We start from the raw sequence: 21,927 nt of genomic DNA, 5'->3' as shown, positions 1-21,927 counted from the left end.
CGCCGGCGCGCCGGCTTTACGATTGCGCGCTCAGCAGCGCCTGCGCCGCCTCGCTGTCGAGCGCGCGCGCGAACAGCCAGCCCTGCACGTACTGGCAGCCGTAGGTGCGCAGCAGCGCCAGTTGTTCCTCGGTCTCGACGCCCTCGGCCACCACGCGCAGCTGCAAACTGTTCGCCAGCGCCATCACGGCGGCGACGATCGCCCGGTCTTCGCTGCTGGCCTCGAGCTCGCGGATGAAGGCGCGGTCGATCTTGATCTTCCTGACCGGGAAGCGCTTCAGGTAGGCCAGGCTGGAATACCCCGTGCCGAAGTCGTCGATCGACAGCGCCATGCCCATGCGGTTGATCTGGCCGAGGATCTCGAGCGTCTGCTCGCCGTGCTGCATCAGCGCGGTCTCGGTGATCTCGAACTCCACCAGGCTCGGGTCGATTCCGGTTTCGTCGACGATGCGCCGGATCGAGGCCACCAGCGCCTTGTGCATGAACTGGCGCGCCGACAGGTTGATCGCCAGCGGCACCGCCGGCAGGCCGGCGCGCTGCCAGGCCATGCTCTGTTCGCAGGCGCGCCGGATTACCCATTCGCCGACCGGCACGATCATGCCGTTTTCTTCCAGGATGGGGATGAACTCGTCCGGCAGCGCCAGGCCAAGGCCGGGACGGCGCCAGCGCAGCAGGACCTCGAGCGCGTGCACGCGGTTCGTGCCCATGTCCATGATCGGCTGGTAGAAGGGCTCGAATTCGCCGTTCTCGAGCGCGCGGCGCAGGCTCGTTTCCAGCTCGAAGCGGCGGGTTGCCGCGCCATCGAGGCTCTGGGTGAAGAACTGGTAGTTGTTGCGGCCGGCCGCCTTGGCGTGGTACATGGCCGCATCGGCATGGCGCATCAGGATGTCGACGTCGCCGCCGTCGTCCGGATAGACGCAGATGCCGATCGAGGGCGAGATGTGCAGGCTGCGGCCTTCGAAGCGGATCGGCGCGGCCAGCGCCTCGATGATCTTGTCGCCGACCTGGCTGCACTCTTCGATCCCATGCACGCCTGGAATGAGCACCACGAACTCGTCTCCGCCCAGGCGTGCCACGGTGTCGCTGGCACGCACCGCGCGGCAGCCGGCCGGCGACTTCCTTGAGCAGGAAGTCGCCGGTCGCGTGGCCGAGCGAATCGTTGATCGTCTTGAAGCGGTCGAGGTCGATGAACATCACGGCCAGGCGAGCATCGTTGCGCGTTGCCGCGAGGATGGCGCGCTCGAGGCGGTCGGCCAGCAGCGCGCGGTTCGGCAGGCCGGTCAGGCTGTCGTGGTAGGCCATGTGGTGCACGCGCGCCTCGGCCTGGCGCCGCTCGAGGATTTCTTCCTGCAGCAGCGCATTCGCGCCCGCCAGTTCGGCCGTGCGTTCGGCCACGCGCACCTCGAGTTCGTCGCGCGCGCGCCGCACTTCCTCGGCCGCCGCGCGCTGGGCGGTGACATCGTCGACCAGCCACAGGCTGCGCCCGTGCGGGTCGTCCAGGTCGAAGGGCCGTCCCGACAGGCGCCCCCAGAAAGTCGTGCCGTCGCGCCGCACCAGCAGGTGCTCGCCGACGCTGACGCGTCCATTTGAAAAGTCGCGCGCAGTCTCCTGGCGCGCCGCCAGCCAGCCGTCCACGCCGGGATACAGCGAGCGCACGCTGGCGCCCTGGATCTGGCCGGGTACGCAGCCAAACAGCTCTTCCATCTTGCGGTTGCAATGCAGCGTGCGGCCGTTCTCGACCACGGCGATGCCCAGTACCGCGGTATCGAGGATGGCCTGGTTCTCCAGCAGCGCCTCGCGCAGCGACTGCTCGTCGCGCTTCTGGCGCGAGCGGTCCTCGACGATCCAGACATAGCCCTGGTCCAGGTCATCCGGATCGACGGCGTAGCCGATCACCTTGACCCAGACGCGGGTGCCGTCCTTGCGCGCGACTTCGGCTTCGTCCTCGTAGGTGCGCCCCTGCGCGAACAGCGGGTACGAGGCTGCCGCCATGCGCGCGAACGCGTCCGCGTCCGGATGCAGCTGCTGCACGGGCAGGTCGACGCTCTCGGCCGCGCTGTAGCCGAACAGGGCCAGGAAGCCCGCGTTGAAGCGCTTGACGCGCTGCGCGCGCGTGAACATGATCGCCAGCGAGGCGTTGTCCATCAACGCCTGCAGCTCGCGCTGGGCCTGGAATTTCTCGCCGATGTCCTCGACGGTCCAGACGATGCCGGCCTCGCGCCGTCCCGGCACCACGGCACTGGCGCGCAAGCGTGCCCAGAACAGGGAGCCGTCGCGGCGGCGGAAAGGGTATTCGCTCTTTCGTAGATGCCGCCCTGCGCCAGCGCCCCCAGCGCCTCGTCGCGCAGGTGCTGGAAGTCGGGGCTGGAGGGGAACATCGTGCCGAGGTCGCGCCCGACCAGGTCGGCGACGCGATAGCCGACCATGTCGGCCAGATGCACGTTGCATTCCATGAGCACGCCCGCCTTGGTGAAGCCGATGCCGAGCGGCGCGTGATCGAGGATGGCCTTCTGCTCGAGCACGGTGGTGCGCAAGGCCGAGGCTTGCGCTTCGCGCGCCGTCATGTCATGGAAGACGAAGGTCGCACCTGGCGCGCCGCTCCCTTGAGGCAGGGGGCGGGGAACTGACCTGGACCGCCCGGTCGCCGCCCTGCGTCGCCAGCACGGCCTGCCATGCGCGTTCGCGCCGCATCGATTTGCGCAGCTCGATCGCGGCAATCCGGGCGGCGCGCCCGGCAAACAGCTCGGGCAGCGCGCGCCCTTCCACCGGCCTGCCGCTGAGGGTGGCCATGGCGGCATTGGCGGCGAAAACGAGGCCCCGGCGTCGCAGGCACAGGCGGGTGCCGCAATCAGGTCCAGGGCCTCGGCGATGCCGGCGGGTTTGCTTGAAATTCGGTCCATCAGGGGTAGTTCCGTGCGCGTGGCCCCATCGGCCACAAAAGTTGCCCAATGATAAACCATGAGGGATGGGTAAAGGGCCTGTATAGACAAAAAAGCCGGGCCGGCGCACAGATGGCGCCGACCCGGCTGCTGCAGGCCCCTGGACGGCTGTGTGCTAGGCGCCGAGCACCTCGCCCGGCACGCGCACCCAGCCTTCCATCAGCACGCGCGCTGCGCGGCTCATCACCGCCTTGGTGACGCTCCACTGGCCGTTCTTCTCGACCGCCTCGGCACCCACGCGCAGCGTGCCGGATGGTGGCCGAAGCGTACCGCGCCCGGCTTGCCGCCGCCCGCCGCGAGGTTCACCAGCGTGCCCGGCACCGCGGCAGCCGTACCGATGGCGACCGCCGCCGTGCCCATCATCGCGTGGTGCAGTTTGCCCATGGAGAGTGCACGCACCAGCAGGTCGATGTCGGCGGCCGCCACTTCCTTGCCGCTCGACGAGGTATAGCCCGCGGGCGGCGCCACGAAGGCGACCTTCGGCGTGTGCTGGCGCTTGGCCGCCTCGTCGACATGCTTGATGAGGCCCATGCGCACGGCGCCGTGGGCGCGGATGGTTTCGAACAGCGCCAGCGCGCGCGGATCGCCATTGATCGCATCCTGCAGTTCGGTGCCGGTATAGCCGATGTCGGCGGCGTTCACAAAGATGGTGGGGATGCCGGCATTGATCATGGTGGCCTTGACGACGCCCAGGCCTGGAACCTCGAGGTCGTCGACCAGGTTCCCGGTCGGGAACATCGCTCCACCGCCACCCTCCTCGTCCGCTGCCGGGTCCATGAATTCGAGCGCCACTTCGGCGGCCGGGAAGGTCACGCCGTCGAGTTCGAAGTCGCCCGTTTCCTGCACTTCGCCATTCGTCACCGGCACGTGGGCGACGATGGTCTTGCCGATATTGGCCTGCCAGATGCGTACGGTCGCCATGCCGTTTTGCGGCAGGTCCGCGACCAGGCCTGCATTGATTGCGAACGAGCCCACCGCCGAGGACAGGTTGCCGCAGTTGCCGCTCCAGTCGACGAAAGGCTTGTCGATCGAGACCTGGCCGAACAGGTAGTCGACGTCATGGCCGGGACGGGTGCTCTTCGAGACGATCACGGTCTTGCTGGTGCTGGACGTCGCCCCGCCCATGCCGTCGATCTGCTTGCCGTAGGGGTCGGGGCTGCCGATCACGCGTTGCAAGAGCGCGTCGCGCACCGCGCCCGGCACGCGGGCCGCTTCAGGCAGGTCGTCGAGGCGGAAGAACACACCTTTCGAGGTACCGCCACGCATGTAGGTGGCGGGGATTTTGATTTGGGGAGTATGTGCCATGTGTTCGTGGTCCTGTTTGATGATGCGGGCGACGATTCGCCGTGCGTGGCCGGTGTGACGCTGGTCCCGCGTGGGCACAGAGTGCCCACCCTACAATGACGAACGCGTGTGGCAGTGTCGTTAAAGCCGATCCGCCGCCCGTAGGGTGGGCACTCCGTGCCCACGCGCTTATGTGCGCCGAACATCGTCACGGGCGGAAAATAATCGCCCTCGAAAACGTCCGGATTACGCCGCGACTTTCGACGACGCCAGGAAGTCTTGCGCGAAGCGCTGCAGCACGCCGCCCGCCTCGTAGATCGACACCTCTTCCGCCGTATCGAGGCGGCAGGTCACCGGCACCTCGACACGCTGCCCATCGCGACGATTGATCACGAGGGTGAGCGTCGCGCGCGGCGTGCGTTCGCCGATCACGTCGAAGGTCTCGGTACCGTCGATGCCCAGGCTCAAGCGGTTCACGCCGGGCATGAACTCCAGCGGCAGCACGCCCATGCCAACCAGATTCGTGCGGTGGATGCGCTCGAAGCCTTCGGCGACGATCGCTTCCACGCCCGCCAGGCGCACGCCCTTGGCCGCCCAGTCGCGCGAGGAACCCTGGCCGTAGTCGGCGCCGGCGATCACGATCAGCGGCTGCTTGCGCTCCATGTAGGTTTCGATGGCTTCCCACATGCGCGTCACCTGGCCTTCGGGTTCGATGCGTGCCAGCGAACCCGCGCGCACGGTCCCGTCGGGATTGCGCACCATCTCGTTCTTCAGGGTCGGGTTGGCAAACGTCGCGCGCTGGGCCGTCAGGTGGTCGCCGCGGTGGGTGGCATAGGAATTGAAGTCCTCTTCCGGCAGGCCCATCTTGAACAGGTATTCGCCGGCGGCGGAATCCATCATGATCGCGTTCGACGGCGACAGGTGGTCGGTCGTGATGTTGTCGCCCAGGACCGCGAGCGGACGCATGCCGGACAAGGCGCGGGCGCCGGCCAGCGCGCCTTCCCAGTACGGCGGACGGCGGATGTAAGTGGACATCTCGCGCCAGTCGTACAGCGGGCTGACGGCTTCGCCATCGTCGGCCACGCGCGCGAACATCGGCGTGTACACCTTGCGGAACTGCTCGGGTTTCACGCTCTGTTCGATGACGGCGTCGATTTCCTCGTCGCTCGGCCAGATGTCGGCCAAGGTCACCTGCTGGCCGTTGGCGTCCACGCCCAGCACGTCCTTCTCGATGTCGAAGCGGATGGTGCCGGCAATCGCATAGGCCACCACCAGCGGCGGCGAGGCCAGGAAGGCCTGTTTCGCATACGGGTGGATGCGGCCGTCGAAGTTGCGGTTGCCCGACAGGACGGCGGTCGCGTACAAATCGCGCTCGATGATCTCCTGCTGGATGACGGGGTCGAGCGCGCCGCTCATGCCGTTGCAGGTGGTGCAGGCAAAGGCGACGACGCCAAAGCCCAGCTTTTCCAGCTCCGGCAGCAGGCCCGCTTCTTCCAGGTAGAGCGACACGGCTTTCGAGCCCGGCGCCAGCGAGGATTTCACCCAGGGCTTGCGCAGCAGGCCGCGGGCGTTGGCGTTACGCGCCAGCAGGCCCGCCGCGACCATGTTGCGCGGATTGTTCGTGTTGGTGCAGCTGGTAATGGCCGCGATGATGACGGCGCCATCGGGCATGCGGCCCGGTTCGTTTTCCACCACGCCGGCGATGCCGCGCGCCGCCAGTTCCGAGGTCGGCACGCGCTTGTGCGGGTTCGACGGGCCGGCGATGTTGCGCACCACGGTCGAGAGGTCGAAACGCAGCACGCGCTCGTATTCGGCGGTCGTGAGCGCATCGGCCCACAGGCCCGTTTCCTTCGCATACAGCTCGACCAGGTTCACGGTCTCGTCTTCGCGGCCGGTGAGTTTCAGGTACTTGATGGTCTGCTCGTCGATGTAGAACATCGCGGCGGTGGCGCCGAATTCCGGCGCCATGTTCGAGATCGTCGCACGGTCGCCCAGGGTCAGGTTCGATGCGCCCTCACCGTAGAACTCGAGGTAGGTCGACACGACCTTGGCATTGCGCAGGAACTCGGTCAGCGCCAGCACGACGTCGGTGGCGGTGATGCCGGGACCCGGCTTGCCGGTCAGTTCGACGCCGACGATGTCCGGAAGGCGCATGTACGAGGCGCGGCCCAGCATCACGCTTTCCGCTTCCAGGCCACCCACGCCGATGGCGATCACGCCCAGCGCATCGACCATCGGGGTGTGCGAGTCGGTGCCGACCAGGGTATCCGGGAAGGCGACGCCGTCCTTCACCTGGATCACGGGCGACATGCGCTCGAGGTTAATCTGGTGCAGGATGCCGTTCCCCGGCGGGATCACGTCGACGTTCTGGAAGGCCTTCTTGGTCCAGTCGATGAAGTGGAAGCGGTCTTCGTTGCGGCGGTCCTCGATGGCGCGGTTCTTTTCGAACGCGTCCGGATCGAAGCCGCCGCACTCGACGGCCAGCGAATGGTCGACGACGAGCTGGGTCGGCACCACCGGGTTCACCAGCGCGGGGTTGCCCCCTTCCAGCGCGATGGCGTCGCGCAGGCCGGCCAGGTCGACCAGGGCCGTCTGGCCGAGGATGTCGTGGCAGACCACGCGCGCCGGGTACCAGGGGAAATCGAGGTCGCGCTTGCGTTCGATGAGCTGTTTCAGGGACGGCACGAGCGCCATCGGCTCGCAGCGGCGCACCAGGTTTTCGGCTAGCACGCGCGAGGTGTAGGGGAGCTTGTCCCAAGCACCGGCTTCGATACTGTCGACGGCTTCGCGCGCGTCGAAGTAGTGAAGCACCGTGCCGTGCAGGGGTTTGCGGTAGGCGTTGTTCATTCTAAAACTCGGTTATTTACGATCGGCGATCGGCACGAAGGCCAGGTCTTCCGGACCGACGTAGTTCGCGCTCGGGCGGATGATCTTGTTGTCGATGCGCTGCTCGATGATGTGCGCGGCCCAGCCCGAGGTACGCGAAATGACGAAGAGCGGCGTGAACATCGCGGTCGGCACGCCCATCATGTGATACGAGACGGCCGAGAACCAGTCCAGGTTCGGGAACATCTTCTTGACTTCCCACATCACCGACTCGAGGCGCTCGGCGATGTCGAACATCTTCATCGAACCGGCCGACTGCGACAGCGAGCGCGCCACTTCCTTGATGACCTTGTTGCGCGGGTCGGAAATCGTATAGACCGGGTGGCCGAAGCCGATCACGACTTCCTTGTTGGCGACGCGGTTGCGGATGTCCGCTTCGGCTTCGTCGGCGTTCTCGTAGCGCTTCTGGATGTCGAGGGCGACTTCGTTGGCGCCGCCGTGTTTCGGGCCCCGCAGCGCGCCGATGGCGCCGGTGATGGCCGAGTGCATATCGGAACCGGTGCCGGCGATGACGCGTGCGGTAAAAGTAGAGGCGTTGAACTCGTGCTCGGCGTAGAGGATCAGCGAGGTGTGCATCGCCTTCACCCACTCTTCCGATGGCGCGGTGCCATGCAGCAGGTGCAGGAAGTGCCCGCCGATCGAGTCGTCGTCGGTTTCCGTTTCGATGCGGCGGCCGTTATGGCTGAAGTGGTACCAGTACAGCAGCATCGAGCCGAAAGAGGCCATCAGGCGGTCGGCGATGTCGCGCGCGCCGGCGATATTGTGGTCGTCCTTTTCCGGCAGCGCGCAGCCCAGCGCGGAGACGCCGGTACGCATCACGTCCATCGGGTGGCTGCCGGCCGGCAGCGCTTCCAGCGCCAGCTTGACCGCGTGCGGCAGGCCGCGCAGCATCTTCAGCTTGGCTTTATAGCCCTTCAGTTCGGCGGCGGTCGGGAGCTTGCCGTGCACCAGCAGGTAGGCGATCTCTTCGAATTCGCAGGAATCGGCCACGTCCAGGATGTCGTAGCCGCGGTAGTGCAAATCGTTGCCCGATTTACCGACAGAGCACAGGGCCGTGTTACCGGCGGCAACGCCCGACAGGGCAACGGATTTTTTTGGCTTGAATGCTGGGGCTTGTTCAGTCATGTCGATCTCCAATTCAGTGGTTGTTATTTTTTCTGGGCTGCGAACAGGGCGTCGAGGTGCTGCTCGAAGTCGTGGTAGTTGATGCGCTCGTACAGCTCGGCGCGGGTCTGCATCGTATCGAGCACGGCCTGCTGGGAACCGTCACGGCGGATCGCCGTGTAGACGTTCTCGGCCGCCTTGTTCATGGCGCGGAAAGCCGACAGAGGATACAGCACCAGGCCGACGTCGGCGGACTTGAGTTCGTCCACGGTGAACAGCGGGGTCGAGCCGAATTCGGTGATGTTGGCCAGGATCGGCACGCCCACGGCTTTCGCGAATTTGGCGTACATGCCCAGTTCCGTCATCGCTTCCGGGAAGACCATGTCGGCACCGGCTTCCACGCAGGCCACTGCACGCTCGATGGCGGCGTCGAAACCTTCGACGGCCAGCGCATCGGTGCGGGCCATGATGACGAAGTTCTCGTCGGTGCGTGCGTCGACCGCCGCCTTGATGCGGTCGACCATCTCCCCTTTCGAGACGATCTCCTTGCCCGGACGGTGGCCGCAGCGCTTGGCGCCGACCTGGTCTTCGATATGGATGGCCGCGGCGCCGAACTTGATCATCGATTTGACGGTGCGCGCCACGTTGAAGGCGGAGGAACCGAAGCCAGTGTCGACGTCGACCAGCAGCGGCAGGTCGCAGACGTCGGTGATGCGGCGCACGTCGGTCAGCACGTCGTCCAGGTTCGAGATGCCCAGGTCGGGCAGGCCGAGCGAGCCGGCGGCGACGCCGCCACCGGACAGGTAGATGGCCTTGAAGCCGGCGCGCTTGGCCAGCAGCGCGTGGTTGGCATTGATGGCGCCGACGACTTGCAGCGGCGATTCTTCCTGGACTGCGCGGCGAAACAGCGCGCCTGCGGATGGGGTCATGTGCTCTCCTGAGGGTTCGGTGATGAATGGCTCCCTCTTTTGCAAGGAGCGTGCCAGCCATGCCGGCTGCATCCGATGAGCAGAAATCCTTTATGTTTCAGCTACTTGCATCCAGGGTTCGCTCAGCTTCCGTCCCCGTGATGTTTCACTCGTCGTTTCAAATGAAACGCACGAAACATCGTTGCAGTAAAATTGCAACATGCGCCCACTCTCCCCTGCTCCCGTCGAAGCCGACAAACCCGTCATCTGGACGGTGTCCGTCTCGCGCCTGTCCGACCTGTTCCGCGACATCACGCTCGAATACGACCACCTGGCGACCATCGAACCGATCAAGCTCGGCTTTGACGAGGCGGCCCGCCACATCCGCGAACGCATGGCGGGCGAACGCTGCGACGTCGTCATCGCCGCCGGTTCGAACGGCGCCTACCTGAAGGGCCGGGTGTCGGCGCCGGTGGTGGTGGCCAAGGCCAGCGGCTACGACGTCATGCGTGCGCTGGCGCAGGCGCGCAAGATGTCGACACGCGTCGGCGTGATCAGCTACCAGCAACCGCTGCCCGAGCTCGCGGAATTTTCAGCCACTTTCGGCCTCGACATCGTCCAGCGCACCTATGTGACGCGCGAGGATGCGCGCGCGGCGATCCGCGAACTGAAGAGCGCAGGGATCGAGGCGGTCGTCGGCGCCGGCCTGATCACGGACCTGGCCGAGGAGGCGAATCTTTCCAGCGTGTTCCTGTACTCGGCCGCCTCGATCCGCCAGGCCTTCGACGATGCGCTGGAAGTGGCGCGCCTGACCCAGCTGGAAGCGAACCGGATCCGCCGCGGCAGCGCGAACACGGTGCAGCGCGCGCCGCGGCCTGAACGATTTACGGGGCGAGTCCGATGCGATGGAGCGCCTGCGCCAGACGGTGGTGCTGTACGCGCGCTCGCCGGCCACCGTCCTGATCCGTGGCGAGACCGGCAGCGGCAAGGAGCTGGTCGCCCAGGCCATCCACCGCGAGGGCCGCGCAGCCTGGGCGCGAACCGGCCTTTCGTGGCGGTCAATTGCGGTGCAATCGCCGAGTCGCTACTGGAGTCGGAACTTTTCGGCCACGAGGAAGGCGCGTTCACGGGGGCGCGCCGCGGCGGCCATGCGGGCCTGTTCGAGGCGGCAAATGGCGGCACCCTGTTCCCGGACGAGATCGGCGAAATGCCACTGGCGCTGCAGACGCGCCTCTTGCGGGTGCTGGAAGAACGCGAGGTGATGCGGGTGGGCGGCACGCGTCCGGTGCCGATCGCGGTGCGCGTGATCAGCGCTACCCACTGCGACCTGGAGGCGCGGGTGCGCGAGGGCGCTTCCGCGCCGACCTGTTCTACCGGCTGGCGGTCCTGCGCCTGGCGCTGCCGGCGCTGCGGGCACGCGCGGTCGATATCGCACCGCTGGCCGAGTGGTCGCTGAAGCAGTCGCTGGCAGCGCTGGGTGCGCGTCCGCATCCGAACCTGCATGCCGAAATCCAGGCCTGCGCGCCGCTGCTGGCGGCCTACCCCTGGCCGGGGAACGTGCGCGAACTACGCAACCTGATGGAGCGCCTGGCCCTGTTCCACGGCGGCCGAGCCCTTGCAGGCCTTGACGCCGAGTTTCTTGCTGGGGATCGCGCCGGAGCTGGCGCAAGTCGCGGGGCAAACGGTGCTTCCCGCGCCCGCGACCAGGCTGGAAGCGCCTGCGGAGGAAAGTGCGGCGGCGGTGCTGGCGCGCTTCAACGGCCAGCGCGATGCCGCCGCGCGCCATCTCGGCATCAGCCGCACGACCTGTGGCGGCGCCTGCGCGCAGGCGGCCAGGGGCGCTTAGGGTGCCGTCCTCACGCAGGTGACGGCGGCTGTCTTGTCGCTGGCGATGGAGCTCGACACCTTGCTCGACAGGTTCAGGACCACGTGCGTATTCGCACCGGATCCGGGGTTCGAGGTCCAGGTGTCGGCCAGCAGCCAGCCCTGGCTAGGGAGCGCCACCGACGACGCCATCGCGGTCAGCTCGGCCTGGGTCGGCACCCGCCATCCGTCGAGGGTCTTGATGGTCGTATTCTCGCAAAACGCTTTTGCATCGGCCCAGTTCCTGAGGGTCGTGCTCGGTGGCATCCAGAGCATCCCGCCATGGCTGACATAGGCGGCCACGGTCACGGTGGTGCTGGTCGAGGTGGGGTTGTAGCTGCCCATCTTCCCCTGCTGCGCGGTGATCGTGCTGACACCAGGCGCGCGGGCGAACAGCGTCGTGCCGCTCACCTCGGCCACGGCCGGGTTGCTGCTGCTGAAGCTGAACGTTGCCGGACTCTTCGAGCTCGGCGCCTTCAGCTCGACCGTCTCGCCTTCCGCCATATTGATCGCGGGGAACTCGCCCAGCGGCACACCGCCTTCGCCGCCGCAGCCGGCCAACAAAGTCAGGGCAGCTGCAGCTGCGGGTACGAGGGAGCGAATGTGCGTGATCATGTTATTCATGCCAAAAAGAAATAGTGCTCCAGTATAAGCGTCTGGCTCAGGCGTTGGCAAAATTTTACGGCGGACGTGGCTTAGGAGCACCAGCGTGTGCCGCGAAATGCTCCGCACCAAGTCAAAAACCGCATACACTTATGCGAATTTCTTATTGTATAGACAAGCCTTATCAGTGCTACGCTCGCGCTCCTCGGGCGGCGCTGGCCGTGGTTCGTCTTTTCGCGCCAGTTCAAGACAAACCGCCTTGATCAGTCGTACCATGCTTTTTTTACCACGGCCCGGCGCCCTACCCGCGCTCTCTCATCCGTCGTCCCAGCGCCCACAAGGCGTTTATTTGGAGGCAACATGTCACGCAAGCAGCAACACGCGTCTCAAGCGGCAATCTTTTCCCTGATCGGCAACACACCGCTGGTGCAAGTCACCCGCATGGATACCGGTCCCTGCCAGCTGTTCCTGAAGCTGGAATCGCAAAACCCGGGCGGCTCGATCAAGGACCGCATCGGCCGCGCCATGATCGAGGCGGCCGAGGCTGACGGCAGCCTCCAACCCGGCGGCACCGTCGTGGAAGCCACGGCCGGCAACACCGGCCTGGGGCTGGCCCTGGTGGCGCGCATCAAGGGCTACCGCGTCGTGCTGGTCGTGCCCGACAAGATGGCCGCTGAAAAGGTGTTGCACCTGAAAGCCCTGGGCGCCGAAATCCACCTGACCCGCTCGGACGTGGGCAAGGGCCACCCCGAGTACTACCAGGACTACGCGGCGCGCCTGGCACGCGAGATTCCCGGCGCCTGGTTTGCCGACCAGTTCAACAACCCGGCCAACCCGCGCGCCCACGAAACCACCACCGGCCCGGAAATCTGGGAGCAGACCAGCCACGAGCTCGATGCCATCGTCGTCGGCGTCGGTTCATCCGGCACCCTGACCGGCCTGTCGAACTACTTCCAGCGTGTCCAGCCCGACCTCGAATTCGTGCTGGCCGACCCGAAAGGCTCGATCCTGGCCGACTACGTGAACACCGGCCACCTGGCCGACGAGGCCGGCTCCTGGGCGGTGGAAGGCATCGGCGAGGACTTCATTCCGGGCATCGCCGACCTGTCACGCGTGCGCAGCGCCTACACCATCACCGACGAGGAAAGCTTCGGCACCGCGCGCGCCCTGCTCCAGCATGAGGGCATCCTTGCAGGTTCCTCGACCGGCACGCTGCTGGCCGCCGCGCTGAAGTACTGCCGCGCCCAGACGACGCCGAAACGCGTCGTCACCTTTGTCTGCGACACCGGCACCCGCTATCTGACCAAGGTCTACAGCGACGGCTGGATGGTCGACCAGGGCCTCTTGCACCGTCCGAAAACCGGCGACCTGCGCGACCTGATCGGCCGCCGCTTCGACGCCGGCGAAGTCGTCACGGTCAGTCCGACCGATACCCTGCTGGTCGCCTTCAACCGCATGCGCTCGAGCGACCTGGCCCAGCTGCCGGTGATCGACAAGGGCCGCCTGGTGGGCATCATCGACGAGTCCGACCTGCTGCTGCACGTGACGAACGAGGCCGCGCGCTTCCAGACGCCGGTTTCCTCTACGATGACCTCGCAGCTGCAGACGCTGACGCCGGCCGCCAGCATGGCCCAGCTGCGCGATATCCTCGACCGCGGCCTGACCGCCGTGATCGCCGACGGCGACCGTTTCTACGGCCTGATCACCCGCTTCGACCTTCTCAACCATTTGCGCAGGACCCTATCGTGAGCTCTTCCGACAACAAACAACACATCGCCACCCGCGTCATCCACGGCGGCCAGGCACCGGATCCATCCACCGGCGCCGTGATGCCGCCGATCTTCGCCACCTCGACGTTTGTCCAGGAGAGCCCGGGCGTGCACAAGGGCCTGGACTACGGCCGCTCGCACAACCCGACGCGCTGGGCGCTGGAGCGCTGCGTCGCCGACATCGAAAGCGGCAGCGCGGCCTTCGCTTTTGCCTCGGGCCTGGCGGCGATTTCCGCCGTGCTCGAATTGCTGCCGGCCGGCTCGCACATCGTCGCCGGCGACGACATGTACGGCGGCACCTACCGCCTGTTCGAGCGTGTGCGCAGGGTCAGCGCCGGCCATACCTTCACCTACGTGAACCTGGCCGACCCGGAGGCGCTGGCCGCCGCCCTGACGCCCGAGACACGCCTGGTCTGGGTCGAGACCCCGACCAACCCGATGCTCAAACTCGCCGACCTTTCGGCGATCGCGCGCCTGTGCCGCGAGCGCGGCATCGTCACCGTCTGCGACAACACCTTCGCCAGCCCGATCAACCAGCGCCCCCTGGAACTGGGCATCGACATCGTGGTGCACTCGACCACGAAGTACATGAACGGGCACTCGGACGTGATCGGCGGCGTGGCCGTCGTCGGGCGCGAAGCGCACCAGGCCGAGCTGGCGGACAAGCTGGGCTTCATCCAGAACGCCGTGGGCGCGATCCAGGGGCCTTTCGACAGCTTCCTGGTGCTACGCGGGATCAAGACCCTGGCCCTGCGCGTCGAGCGCAGCAACGCGAATGCGCTGGCGCTGGCACAGTGGCTCGAGCGCGAGCCGAAGGTACGCAAGGTGTATTACCCGGGGCTGGAATCGCATCCCCAGCATGCGCTGGCGCGCCGGCAGATGAGCGGCTTCGGCGGCATCATCTCGATCGAGCTCGAAGGCGACCTGGCCGGCTCGCGGCGCTTCCTGGAAGCGTGCAAGGTATTCACGCTGGCCGAGAGCCTGGGCGGCGTCGAGAGCCTGATCGAGCATCCGGCATTGATGACGCATGCGACGATTCCGCCGGCACAGCGGGCGGAGCTGGGGATTGGCGACACCTTGATCCGCCTGTCGGTGGGGATCGAGCATGTCGAGGACCAGCGGGCGGATCTGCAGCGGGCGCTGGACGCGATGTGATGGTTTGAACGGGGCCATCCTGCGGCTCCGGTAATGGCGCGGCTATTCATGAGGCCAGACAGCGTGGGGTCATCGAGGCCAATGGCCTCGATGACGGGCCCACCCTACGAACTGTTCATGATGTCATACCGCGTGGGGTCATCGAGGCCAATGGCCTCGATGACGGGCCCACCCTACGAACCTCGCGACACGTAGGGTGGGCACTCCGTGCCCACGCTGTCTCACCATCCGAACATCGGCAGTGGGCACGAGTGCCCACCCTACGAACCTCGCGACACGTAGACAGCGTGGGCACGAGTGCCCACCCTACGAACCTCGCGATATGTAGGGTGGGCACTCCGTGCCCACGCTGTCTCACCATCCGAACATCGGCAGCCTTACCGGCACGCCACTTCAAGCAGCGTGCCTCCACTCTTACTCCCGCTTCAAGGCCGGAATCGCCGCCGGCTTCCACACCTTCACCGGCTGCTCCTTCAGCTTCTTCTCCAGCAGTTCGATCGCCACTTCCAGCTGGCGGTCGCGCCCGGCGAAGGTCTCGTGCGGCAGGTTGTCGACTTCCACGTCGGGCACCACGCCCACACCCTCGATCAGCCATTCGCCGTCGCTCGAGAACTGGCCGAACTCCGCCACCCGCGCCATGCCGTTGTCGCTCAGGCCATTGCCGTCGCTGAGCCACACGCCCGCGCCAGCCGTGCGCTTGCCGACCAGCGGGCCCAGTTTGAGCGCCTTGACGCCGGCCGCGAAGGTCTCGCCGTCCGAATAGGTCAGCTCGTCCACCAGCACGACCAGGTGGCCGCGGAAGGTGCCCTGCATGTTCGGCTGCGGCTGGCGGCCGTTCGAGGACCAGAAGGCCCAGGCGCGGCGCAGCAGCTTTTCGATGATCCAGCTGTCGATGTTGCCGCCGTTGTTGCGCCGTACGTCGATGACCAGGCCTTCCTTGTTCACGTTGGCGTAGAAGTCGCGCGCAAAGGCATTGATGTCGCGCGCGCCCATCGCACGCAGGTGCAGGTAGCCGATGCGGCCTTTCGACGCGGCGTCGGTCTGCTGCGCCCTGCCCTGTTCCCAGTCCGCATAACGCAGGCTCGCGTGACGCGCCATCGAGACCGGCGTGACGATGACGGCGCGCGGCTTGGCTTGTGCCTTCGCACCTTGGCGCTGCACCTGCAGCAGTACCTGCTTGTCGGCCGTGTCGAGCAGCAGGTCGGCGATGTCGCGTGCATCAAGCGCAGACTTGCCGTTGACTGCCGTGATGATGTCGCCCTCGTTCACATTCACGTCGGGTGCGGCCAGCGGACCCCGCTCGGCCGGCAGCTCCGGCTCGCTGCGGTACACGCGGTCGACGCGATAGCCCTCGGGCACCCTGGTCAGCACCGCGCCCAGGCTGGCCGGCGTGCCTTCGCTGGGCGCGCGGCGCAGGTCGCCCGGGCGGATCTGCGAGTGCAGCGCCCCGACTTCGCCCACCATCATGCCCAGCACGTCGTCGAGCTCCGCGCGGTCGGTGACACGCTCGACCAGCGGCGCGTAGCGGGTGCGCACGGCGTTCCAGTCGATACCGCGCATGCGCGCGTCGTAGAGGAAGTCGCGGTGCATGCGCCAGGCGTCGTTGAACATCTGCTTCCACTCCATGCGCGGGTTGGAGCTCACCGCCCAGTCGTCGATTTTCACCTTCGACCGCGACAGGTCGGCGGGTGCCTTGGCGCCGGCGTCGACGATCAGCATGTCGCCCGGCGTGCCCTTCGCCCAGGTGCGATAGAACACGTGCTTCTTGTCGTCGGTGAGGCCGAACTCGCGCACGTTGCCGACAAAGGTTTCCAGCTTTGGCGTGCTGCGGCTGATGGGCAGCGTCAGCAGGTTGCCCTTGCTGCCGTCGTCGTCGGCGTCCAGCAGGTACAGGCGCTTGTCGTCGACGGCCAGCCCGCGGTAATTGCCGGGGGCGACGGGGACTTCGTAGAGGCGTTCGCGCAGGCCCGCATACACGACGGCCGGCAGCGGCTTCTTCGCGGCCGCGCCGTCTTTTGCGCCGGCGGACGCGGTGGCATCCGCACCGCCCTTGGCGGCATGGGAAGCATCGGCGCTGCTACCGCCGCGCGCAGCGTCGGCAGGAGTCTCAGCAGGCTTGTCGCCCGGCTTGGCGGTCGATTTCTCGGCCGGCTTGTCGGTTGGCGTTTCTTCGGGTTTGGTCAGCTCGTCCTCGGGCTTGAAGGGGAAACGTCCGCCAGGCTGCAGCGCCAGCGCATACACGCCGACGCGCTTGTCGAACACGGGCCCCATGTTGCGGTCGCCCCAGGGCGAGGCGTTGCCGAGGTTGAAGTTGCGGGCCGAGAGGAAGTAGAGCCACTTGCCGTCGGGGGAGAATGCCGGGGAATTGGCCTCGTAGCGGTCGGTCGTGACGAAACTCATTTCCTTCGTCGCGAGATTGAACATGCCGATCTGGTTGCGCTGTTCGCTGCTGCCGACGCGGACAAAAGCCAGGTTGCGGCTGTCGGGCGACCACACGACCTGGTCGGGGCGTTCGAGGCCCACCTGGCCGGCGTCGTCGACGATGACATTGGTCTTTTTCGCCAGGTCGAGCAGCCAGGTACGGCCCTTCTTGTCGGTGTGGGCCAGCCATTTGCCGTCGGGCGACGGGTAGAGGTTGGCGCGGTGGCTGGCGCCATCCATCGTCAGGCGTTCGCCGGCGCCGGAGCCGTCGGCGGCATAGCGCCAGATCTCGTTCTCGCCGCTGGCGTCGACGATCGCGTACACCCATTTGTCGTCGTGGCTGAATACGGCACTGCGGGCTCTAGCGCCGTCCGGCACGGCGATCTCGACGCGCCGATAGCTGCCGGTGCCGGCAATCGTCACGCGGCCGCGCGCGGTCAGGACGATGCGCTCGGCCTTGTTGGCCAGCTCGATGCTGGTCAGCGCATCGAGCGGCGACTTCACGCGGCGCATGCGCGTCTGGTCGAAGTCCGACACCAGGCTTGCTTTGACGAGCGTGTCGGTGCCGCTGGCGATCTCCAGCACGTGCAGGTCGGCGCCGAGCCCGTAGACGATGCGGCCATCGGAGAGCGCCGCGCTGCGCACGTCCCATTCCTTGTGGCGCGTATGCTGGCGCCGGTCGCTGCCGTCCGGCTGCGACGACCAGATGTTGTCGGCACCGTCGGCGTCGCTGATGAAGTAGAGGCGGCCCTGCCACCACATCGCGTGACGGTTGTTGTTGCTGTCGCCCTTGAAGAGCGGCGTAGCCTCGCCGGGCGCCTTGCCGCCAGCTGCCAGGTCGAAGCGCCACAGCTGGGCATAGGCGCCGCCGCGGTAGGACTTCACGTTATCGTTGGTCATGGTCAGGCCCATGCGCGTGAAATAGACGGTGCGCCCTGCGTCGTCGAGCACCGCGTCGTTGGCGTCGGCCAGCGGCAGCACGCGCCGCGTCATCCTGACCGGGTCGAGCGCGGCGACCACGCGGTGCTTGGAGGGGCCAGTGGAATTTTCGGTGCTGACCAGGACTTCGCCTTGCGCCGTCCAGCCCAACACGGTCACGCCGCCGTTTTCAAAGGTGATGCGCTTGGGCAGGCCGCCTTCGAGCGGCATCACATAGGCTTCCTGGGCGCCCTCGTATGACGCCGCAAAGGCGACGAATTTGCCGTCGTGCGAGATGGCGGCGTGGGTCTCGGCATTCGGGTGCGTGGTCAGGCGCGTGGCCTTGCCGCCGGCCAGGGTCGTGCGCCAGAGGTCGCCCTCGGCGGTGAACACGACCGTGTCGCCGCGCAGGGCGGGATAGCGGAAATACGGATCGGCGGCGGTGGCCTGGGTGCCGACGAGCGCCAGCGACAGTGCGAGGATGGTGCGGGACAGGTTCATGTTCTCTGCGGCAAGGGTTGCTGAAGAGAATGAGTGTGCCACAGGGGTGGACGGCGTGGGCGTGCATACAGGCAAAAAATCCGGCGGCCGGTGCATCGCTGTCTCGAGCTGACATTGCGTCATCGACCATAGGGTGGGCGCGGCACGCTCTGGGTCCATGTCATCGGAAGGTGTTGTCAGCGTGGGCACGGGGCGCCCACCCTACGATAGCCGGCGCTGCAAGAAGGTGGCATCGCTGCCGTTCACAGGCGAAAAAAAACCGCGCCGAAGCGCGGTTTTCTGGATCAGCCGATCGATTACTCGATCTCGACCGTTTCGGCCGGGGCCGGCGGCGGCAGTGCGTCGCCTTCCGGGAACTCGAGGACGACGTCGTCCTTCTCGTTCATGTCGACGGTGACGCGGCCACCGTTCGTCAGGCGGCCGAACAGCAATTCGTCGGCCAGGGCTTTCCTGATCATGTCCTGGATCAGGCGCGACATCGGACGGGCACCCATCTGCGGATCGAAGCCCTTCGCGCCGAGGAACTTGCGCAGCTTCTCGGTGAAGATGGCTTCCACCTTCTTCTCGTGCAGCTGCTCTTCCAGCTGCATCAGGAACTTGTCCACGACGCGCAGGATGATTTCCTCGTCCAGCGCACGGAAGCTGATGATCGCGTCCAGGCGGTTGCGGAACTCCGGCGTGAACATGCGCTTGATGTCGGCCATCTCGTCGCCGGCAGCCTTCGAATCGACGAAGCCCACCGAACGCTTGGTCAGGCTCTCGGCACCCGCATTCGTGGTCATGATGATGATCACGTTGCGGAAGTCGGCCTTGCGTCCGTTGTTGTCGGTCAGCGTGCCGTGGTCCATCACCTGCAGCAGGATGTTGAAAATGTCCGGGTGGGCTTTTTCAATTTCGTCCAGCAGCAGCACCGCGTGCGGCTTCTTGGTGATGGCTTCGGTCAGCAAACCGCCCTGGTCGAAGCCGACATAACCCGGCGGCGCACCGATCAGGCGCGACACGGCGTGACGCTCCATGTACTCCGACATGTCGAAGCGGATCAGCTCGATGCCGAGGATGAAGGCCAGCTGCTTGGCCACTTCGGTCTTGCCGACACCGGTCGGACCGGAGAACAGGAAGGAGCCGATCGGTTTGTCCTGCTTGCCCAGGCCCGCACGCGCCATCTTGATCGCCGAAGCGAGTGCATCGATGGCCGGGTCCTGGCCGAAGACGACGTTGCGCAAATCGCGGTCGATCGTCTGCAGCTTGGAACGGTCGTCCTGGTTGACCGTTTGCGGGGGAATCCGCGCGATCTTGGCGATGATTTCCTCGATCTCGGTTTTGCCGATGGTCTTCTTCTGCTTCGACTTCGGCAGGATGCGCTGTGCCGCGCCCGCTTCGTCGATGACGTCGATCGCCTTGTCCGGCAGATGGCGGTCGTTGATGAAGCGCGCCGCCAGTTCGGCCGCGGTCGAGAGTGCCGACGACGAGTACTTCACGCCGTGGTGCTCTTCGAAGCGCGACTTCAGGCCACGCAGGATCTGCACGGTCTGCTCGACCGAGGGCTCGTTCACGTCCACCTTCTGGAAGCGGCGCGAGAGTGCATGGTCCTTCTCGAACACGCCGCGGAATTCCGTGAACGTGGTCGCGCCGATGCATTTCAGCTGGCCGTTGGCGAGCGCTGGTTTCAGCAGGTTCGATGCGTCGAGCGTACCGCCCGAAGCCGAACCGGCGCCGATGATGGTGTGGATCTCGTCGATGAACAGGATGCCGTTCGGCGTGTCCTTCAACTGCTTCAGGACGGCCTTCAGGCGCTGTTCGAAGTCGCCGCGGTATTTGGTACCGGCCAGCAGCGCACCCATGTCGAGCGAGAACACGACGGCGTTCTGCAGGATTTCGGGCACGTCTTCCTGGACGATGCGCCATGCCAGGCCTTCGGCAATCGCCGTCTTGCCGACACCGGCTTCACCGACCAGCAGCGGATTGTTCTTGCGGCGGCGGCAGAGGATCTGGATGACGCGATCGACTTCTTCCTCGCGGCCGATCAGCGGATCGATCTTGCCGTCGGCAGCGGCCTTGTTCAGGTTCTGCGTGAACTGGTCGAGCGGGCTCTCCTTCGTTGCGCCCTCGACCTGCGCCTCTTCCACGCCTTCCGACGCCTTCTGGCTGTCGATCTGCTGGTCCTTGCGCACGCCATGCGAAATGAAGTTCACCACGTCGAGACGGGTCACGCCCTGCTGGTGCAGGTAGTAAACGGCATGCGAGTCCTTCTCGCCGAAGATCGCGACGAGCACGTTGGCGCCCGTGACTTCCTTCTTGCCGTTCGACGCCGACTGCACGTGCATGATCGCGCGCTGGATCACACGCTGGAAGCCGAGCGTCGGCTGGGTGTCGACCTCGCCCGTGCCGGGCACGGTCGGCGTGTTATCGCCGATGAAATTGGTCAGGGTCTTGCGCAGGTCATCGATATTGACCGCGCATGCACGCAGGACTTCAGCGGCCGAGGGATTATCGAGGAGCGCAAGCAGCAGGTGCTCCACGGTAATGAACTCGTGCCGTGCCTGTCGGGCTTCGACAAAGGCCATGTGTAGGGATACTTCAAGTTCCTGCGCAATCATACTTCCTCCATCACGCACTGCAGGGGGTGACCCGCCTTGCGCGCATGCGTTAAGACAAACTCCACTTTGGTACACGCTATATCTTTGGAAAACACGCCGCACACGCCTTTACCATGACGGTGCACGGAAAGCATGATCTGCGTCGCCGTCTCGCGATCCTTGTTGAAGTACTCCTGAATGATCGCCACCACAAATTCCATCGGCGTGTAGTCATCATTCAGCAACGCCACCTGATACAGGGGCGGGGGTTTCACTGTCTGCCGCTCCAGCAGCTGTTCGGTATCGTGCTTGGTTGCCATGGGCGTATTCTAATGCGTTCAAGGATGATGCAAAGCGTAAACGTCAGCTCGGTACGATCTGCTCACTACGTTCAGCTTACTGCCCGCTCACTTCGATTCGCTTTCATCTTACTTGTTTTCCGTTGAATGCGCAGATGGCGCTCCGATTGCAGAAATCAAGAGCTTGTTTCGCATCGTCAGGCAAAACGCCAGCGACGAGTCCACGCGACAGGCCGGGCGGGTGTCTACGGGGCGTCGCGCACTCCTGCCAGGCGTTTCGCGAAGGGCTTTTACCCCCTTATGCAGGCAGTATGAAAAAATTAACAACAACTATGCTAAAGGGCTTGACTTACAACTTTAGTGCATCAACAATGCAACCATTGACTTGTACTTATGTACTTGTTGATAAGAAGTGAGCAGGCTGAGGAGGGGGCAAGAAGCTTCTTGCTTTTATGGCTCGTGTGATTAGTTTAAATTTGAAAGTTCTTTTATGGCAACTGGTACTGTTAAGTGGTTCAATGATTCCAAAGGCTTTGGCTTCATCACTCCAGATGACGGCGGTGAAGATTTGTTCGCGCACTTCTCCGCAATCAACATGAACGGTTTTAAGACCCTCAAAGAAGGTCAGAAAGTCCAATTCGAAGTCACGCAAGGCCCTAAAGGCAAGCAAGCTTCCAACATCCAGGGCATGTAATCCTCCCT

11 protein-coding genes and 4 pseudogenes are annotated in these 21,927 nt (G+C 65.5%); 4 read left to right on the top strand and 11 right to left on the bottom strand.

Going from position 1 to position 21,927, the window contains the following annotated elements; genetic code table 11:
• Positions 1 to 19 precede the first annotated feature (19 nt).
• The 7 genes and pseudogenes from G4G28_RS28910 to prpB all read right to left on the bottom strand — a co-directional run.
• A pseudogene (locus tag G4G28_RS28910) lies at positions 20 to 1,852 on the bottom strand (diguanylate cyclase domain-containing protein); the annotation flags it as partial.
• Between the two features lie 7 nt (positions 1,853 to 1,859).
• Positions 1,860 to 2,120, bottom strand: a pseudogene (locus tag G4G28_RS28905) (PAS domain-containing protein); the annotation flags it as partial.
• 444 nt (positions 2,121 to 2,564) lie between these two features.
• Positions 2,565 to 2,789 carry a hypothetical protein gene (locus G4G28_RS08110; protein ID WP_183108229.1) on the bottom strand — a complete coding sequence of 75 codons (225 nt, stop codon included), beginning with the start codon at positions 2,787 to 2,789 and terminating at the stop codon, positions 2,565 to 2,567.
• A gap of 264 nt (positions 2,790 to 3,053) precedes the next feature.
• Positions 3,054 to 4,243, bottom strand: a pseudogene (prpF, locus tag G4G28_RS08105) (2-methylaconitate cis-trans isomerase PrpF).
• 225 nt (positions 4,244 to 4,468) lie between these two features.
• Positions 4,469 to 7,069 (bottom strand): Fe/S-dependent 2-methylisocitrate dehydratase AcnD, encoded by a 2,601-nt coding sequence (gene acnD, locus G4G28_RS08100; RefSeq protein ID WP_182991552.1) that lies wholly within the window; start codon positions 7,067 to 7,069, stop codon positions 4,469 to 4,471.
• Between the two features lie 12 nt (positions 7,070 to 7,081).
• Positions 7,082 to 8,233: a 2-methylcitrate synthase gene (gene prpC / locus G4G28_RS08095; protein ID WP_182991551.1), complete on the bottom strand. Its 1,152-nt coding sequence runs from the start codon at positions 8,231 to 8,233 to the stop codon at positions 7,082 to 7,084.
• Positions 8,234 to 8,256: 23 nt separating this feature from the next.
• A complete protein-coding gene (prpB, locus tag G4G28_RS08090) occupies positions 8,257 to 9,141 on the bottom strand; it encodes a methylisocitrate lyase (protein ID WP_182991550.1) in 885 nt (294 codons plus the stop codon).
• A 199-nt stretch (positions 9,142 to 9,340) separates the two neighbouring features.
• On the opposite strand from prpB, the pseudogene prpR reads away from it, so the two are divergent.
• Positions 9,341 to 10,947 (top strand): annotated as a pseudogene (prpR, locus tag G4G28_RS08085) (propionate catabolism operon regulatory protein PrpR); the annotation flags it as partial.
• 15 nt (positions 10,948 to 10,962) lie between these two features.
• On the opposite strand, the gene G4G28_RS08080 reads toward prpR, so the two are convergent.
• Positions 10,963 to 11,598 (bottom strand): hypothetical protein, encoded by a 636-nt coding sequence (locus G4G28_RS08080; RefSeq protein WP_182991549.1) that lies wholly within the window; start codon positions 11,596 to 11,598, stop codon positions 10,963 to 10,965.
• A gap of 348 nt (positions 11,599 to 11,946) precedes the next feature.
• Between G4G28_RS08080 and G4G28_RS08075 the strand changes: the two genes are divergently transcribed.
• Together G4G28_RS08075 and G4G28_RS08070 are read left to right on the top strand one after the other, a co-directional pair.
• Entirely contained in the window at positions 11,947 to 13,335 is a 1,389-nt protein-coding gene (locus tag G4G28_RS08075) for a cystathionine beta-synthase (protein WP_182991548.1), read from the top strand.
• The gene (locus G4G28_RS08070) at positions 13,332 to 14,510 is read left to right on the top strand and encodes a PLP-dependent aspartate aminotransferase family protein (RefSeq protein ID WP_182991547.1); all 1,179 of its coding nucleotides are present in this window, start codon (positions 13,332 to 13,334) and stop codon (positions 14,508 to 14,510) included. Before G4G28_RS08075 ends, G4G28_RS08070 begins: the two co-directional genes overlap by 4 nt.
• Positions 14,511 to 14,924: 414 nt before the next feature.
• Here the strand turns inward: G4G28_RS08070 and G4G28_RS08065 are convergent, their stop codons facing one another.
• The 3 genes from G4G28_RS08065 to clpS form a co-directional block, all read right to left on the bottom strand.
• Positions 14,925 to 18,350, bottom strand: a complete 3,426-nt coding sequence (locus G4G28_RS08065; protein ID WP_182991546.1) for a S41 family peptidase — start codon at positions 18,348 to 18,350, stop codon at positions 14,925 to 14,927.
• Positions 18,351 to 18,646: 296 nt separating this feature from the next.
• Positions 18,647 to 20,947, bottom strand: a complete 2,301-nt coding sequence (gene clpA, locus G4G28_RS08060; protein WP_182991545.1) for an ATP-dependent Clp protease ATP-binding subunit ClpA — start codon at positions 20,945 to 20,947, stop codon at positions 18,647 to 18,649.
• Positions 20,944 to 21,246, bottom strand: a complete 303-nt coding sequence (gene clpS / locus G4G28_RS08055; RefSeq protein ID WP_027864722.1) for an ATP-dependent Clp protease adapter ClpS — start codon at positions 21,244 to 21,246, stop codon at positions 20,944 to 20,946. Before clpS ends, clpA begins: the two co-directional genes overlap by 4 nt.
• Before the next feature lie 469 nt (positions 21,247 to 21,715).
• Between clpS and G4G28_RS08050 the strand changes: the two genes are divergently transcribed.
• Positions 21,716 to 21,919: a cold-shock protein gene (locus tag G4G28_RS08050; protein WP_020653506.1), complete on the top strand. Its 204-nt coding sequence runs from the start codon at positions 21,716 to 21,718 to the stop codon at positions 21,917 to 21,919.
• Positions 21,920 to 21,927: the final 8 nt, after the last annotated feature.

It is taken from the genome of Massilia sp. Dwa41.01b (assembly GCF_014171775.1).
Classification (GTDB): Bacteria; Pseudomonadota; Gammaproteobacteria; order Burkholderiales; family Burkholderiaceae_D; genus Telluria.
The sequence above is the reverse complement of the archived record's forward strand: the minus strand, read 5'-3'. Positions and strand labels throughout refer to the sequence as shown.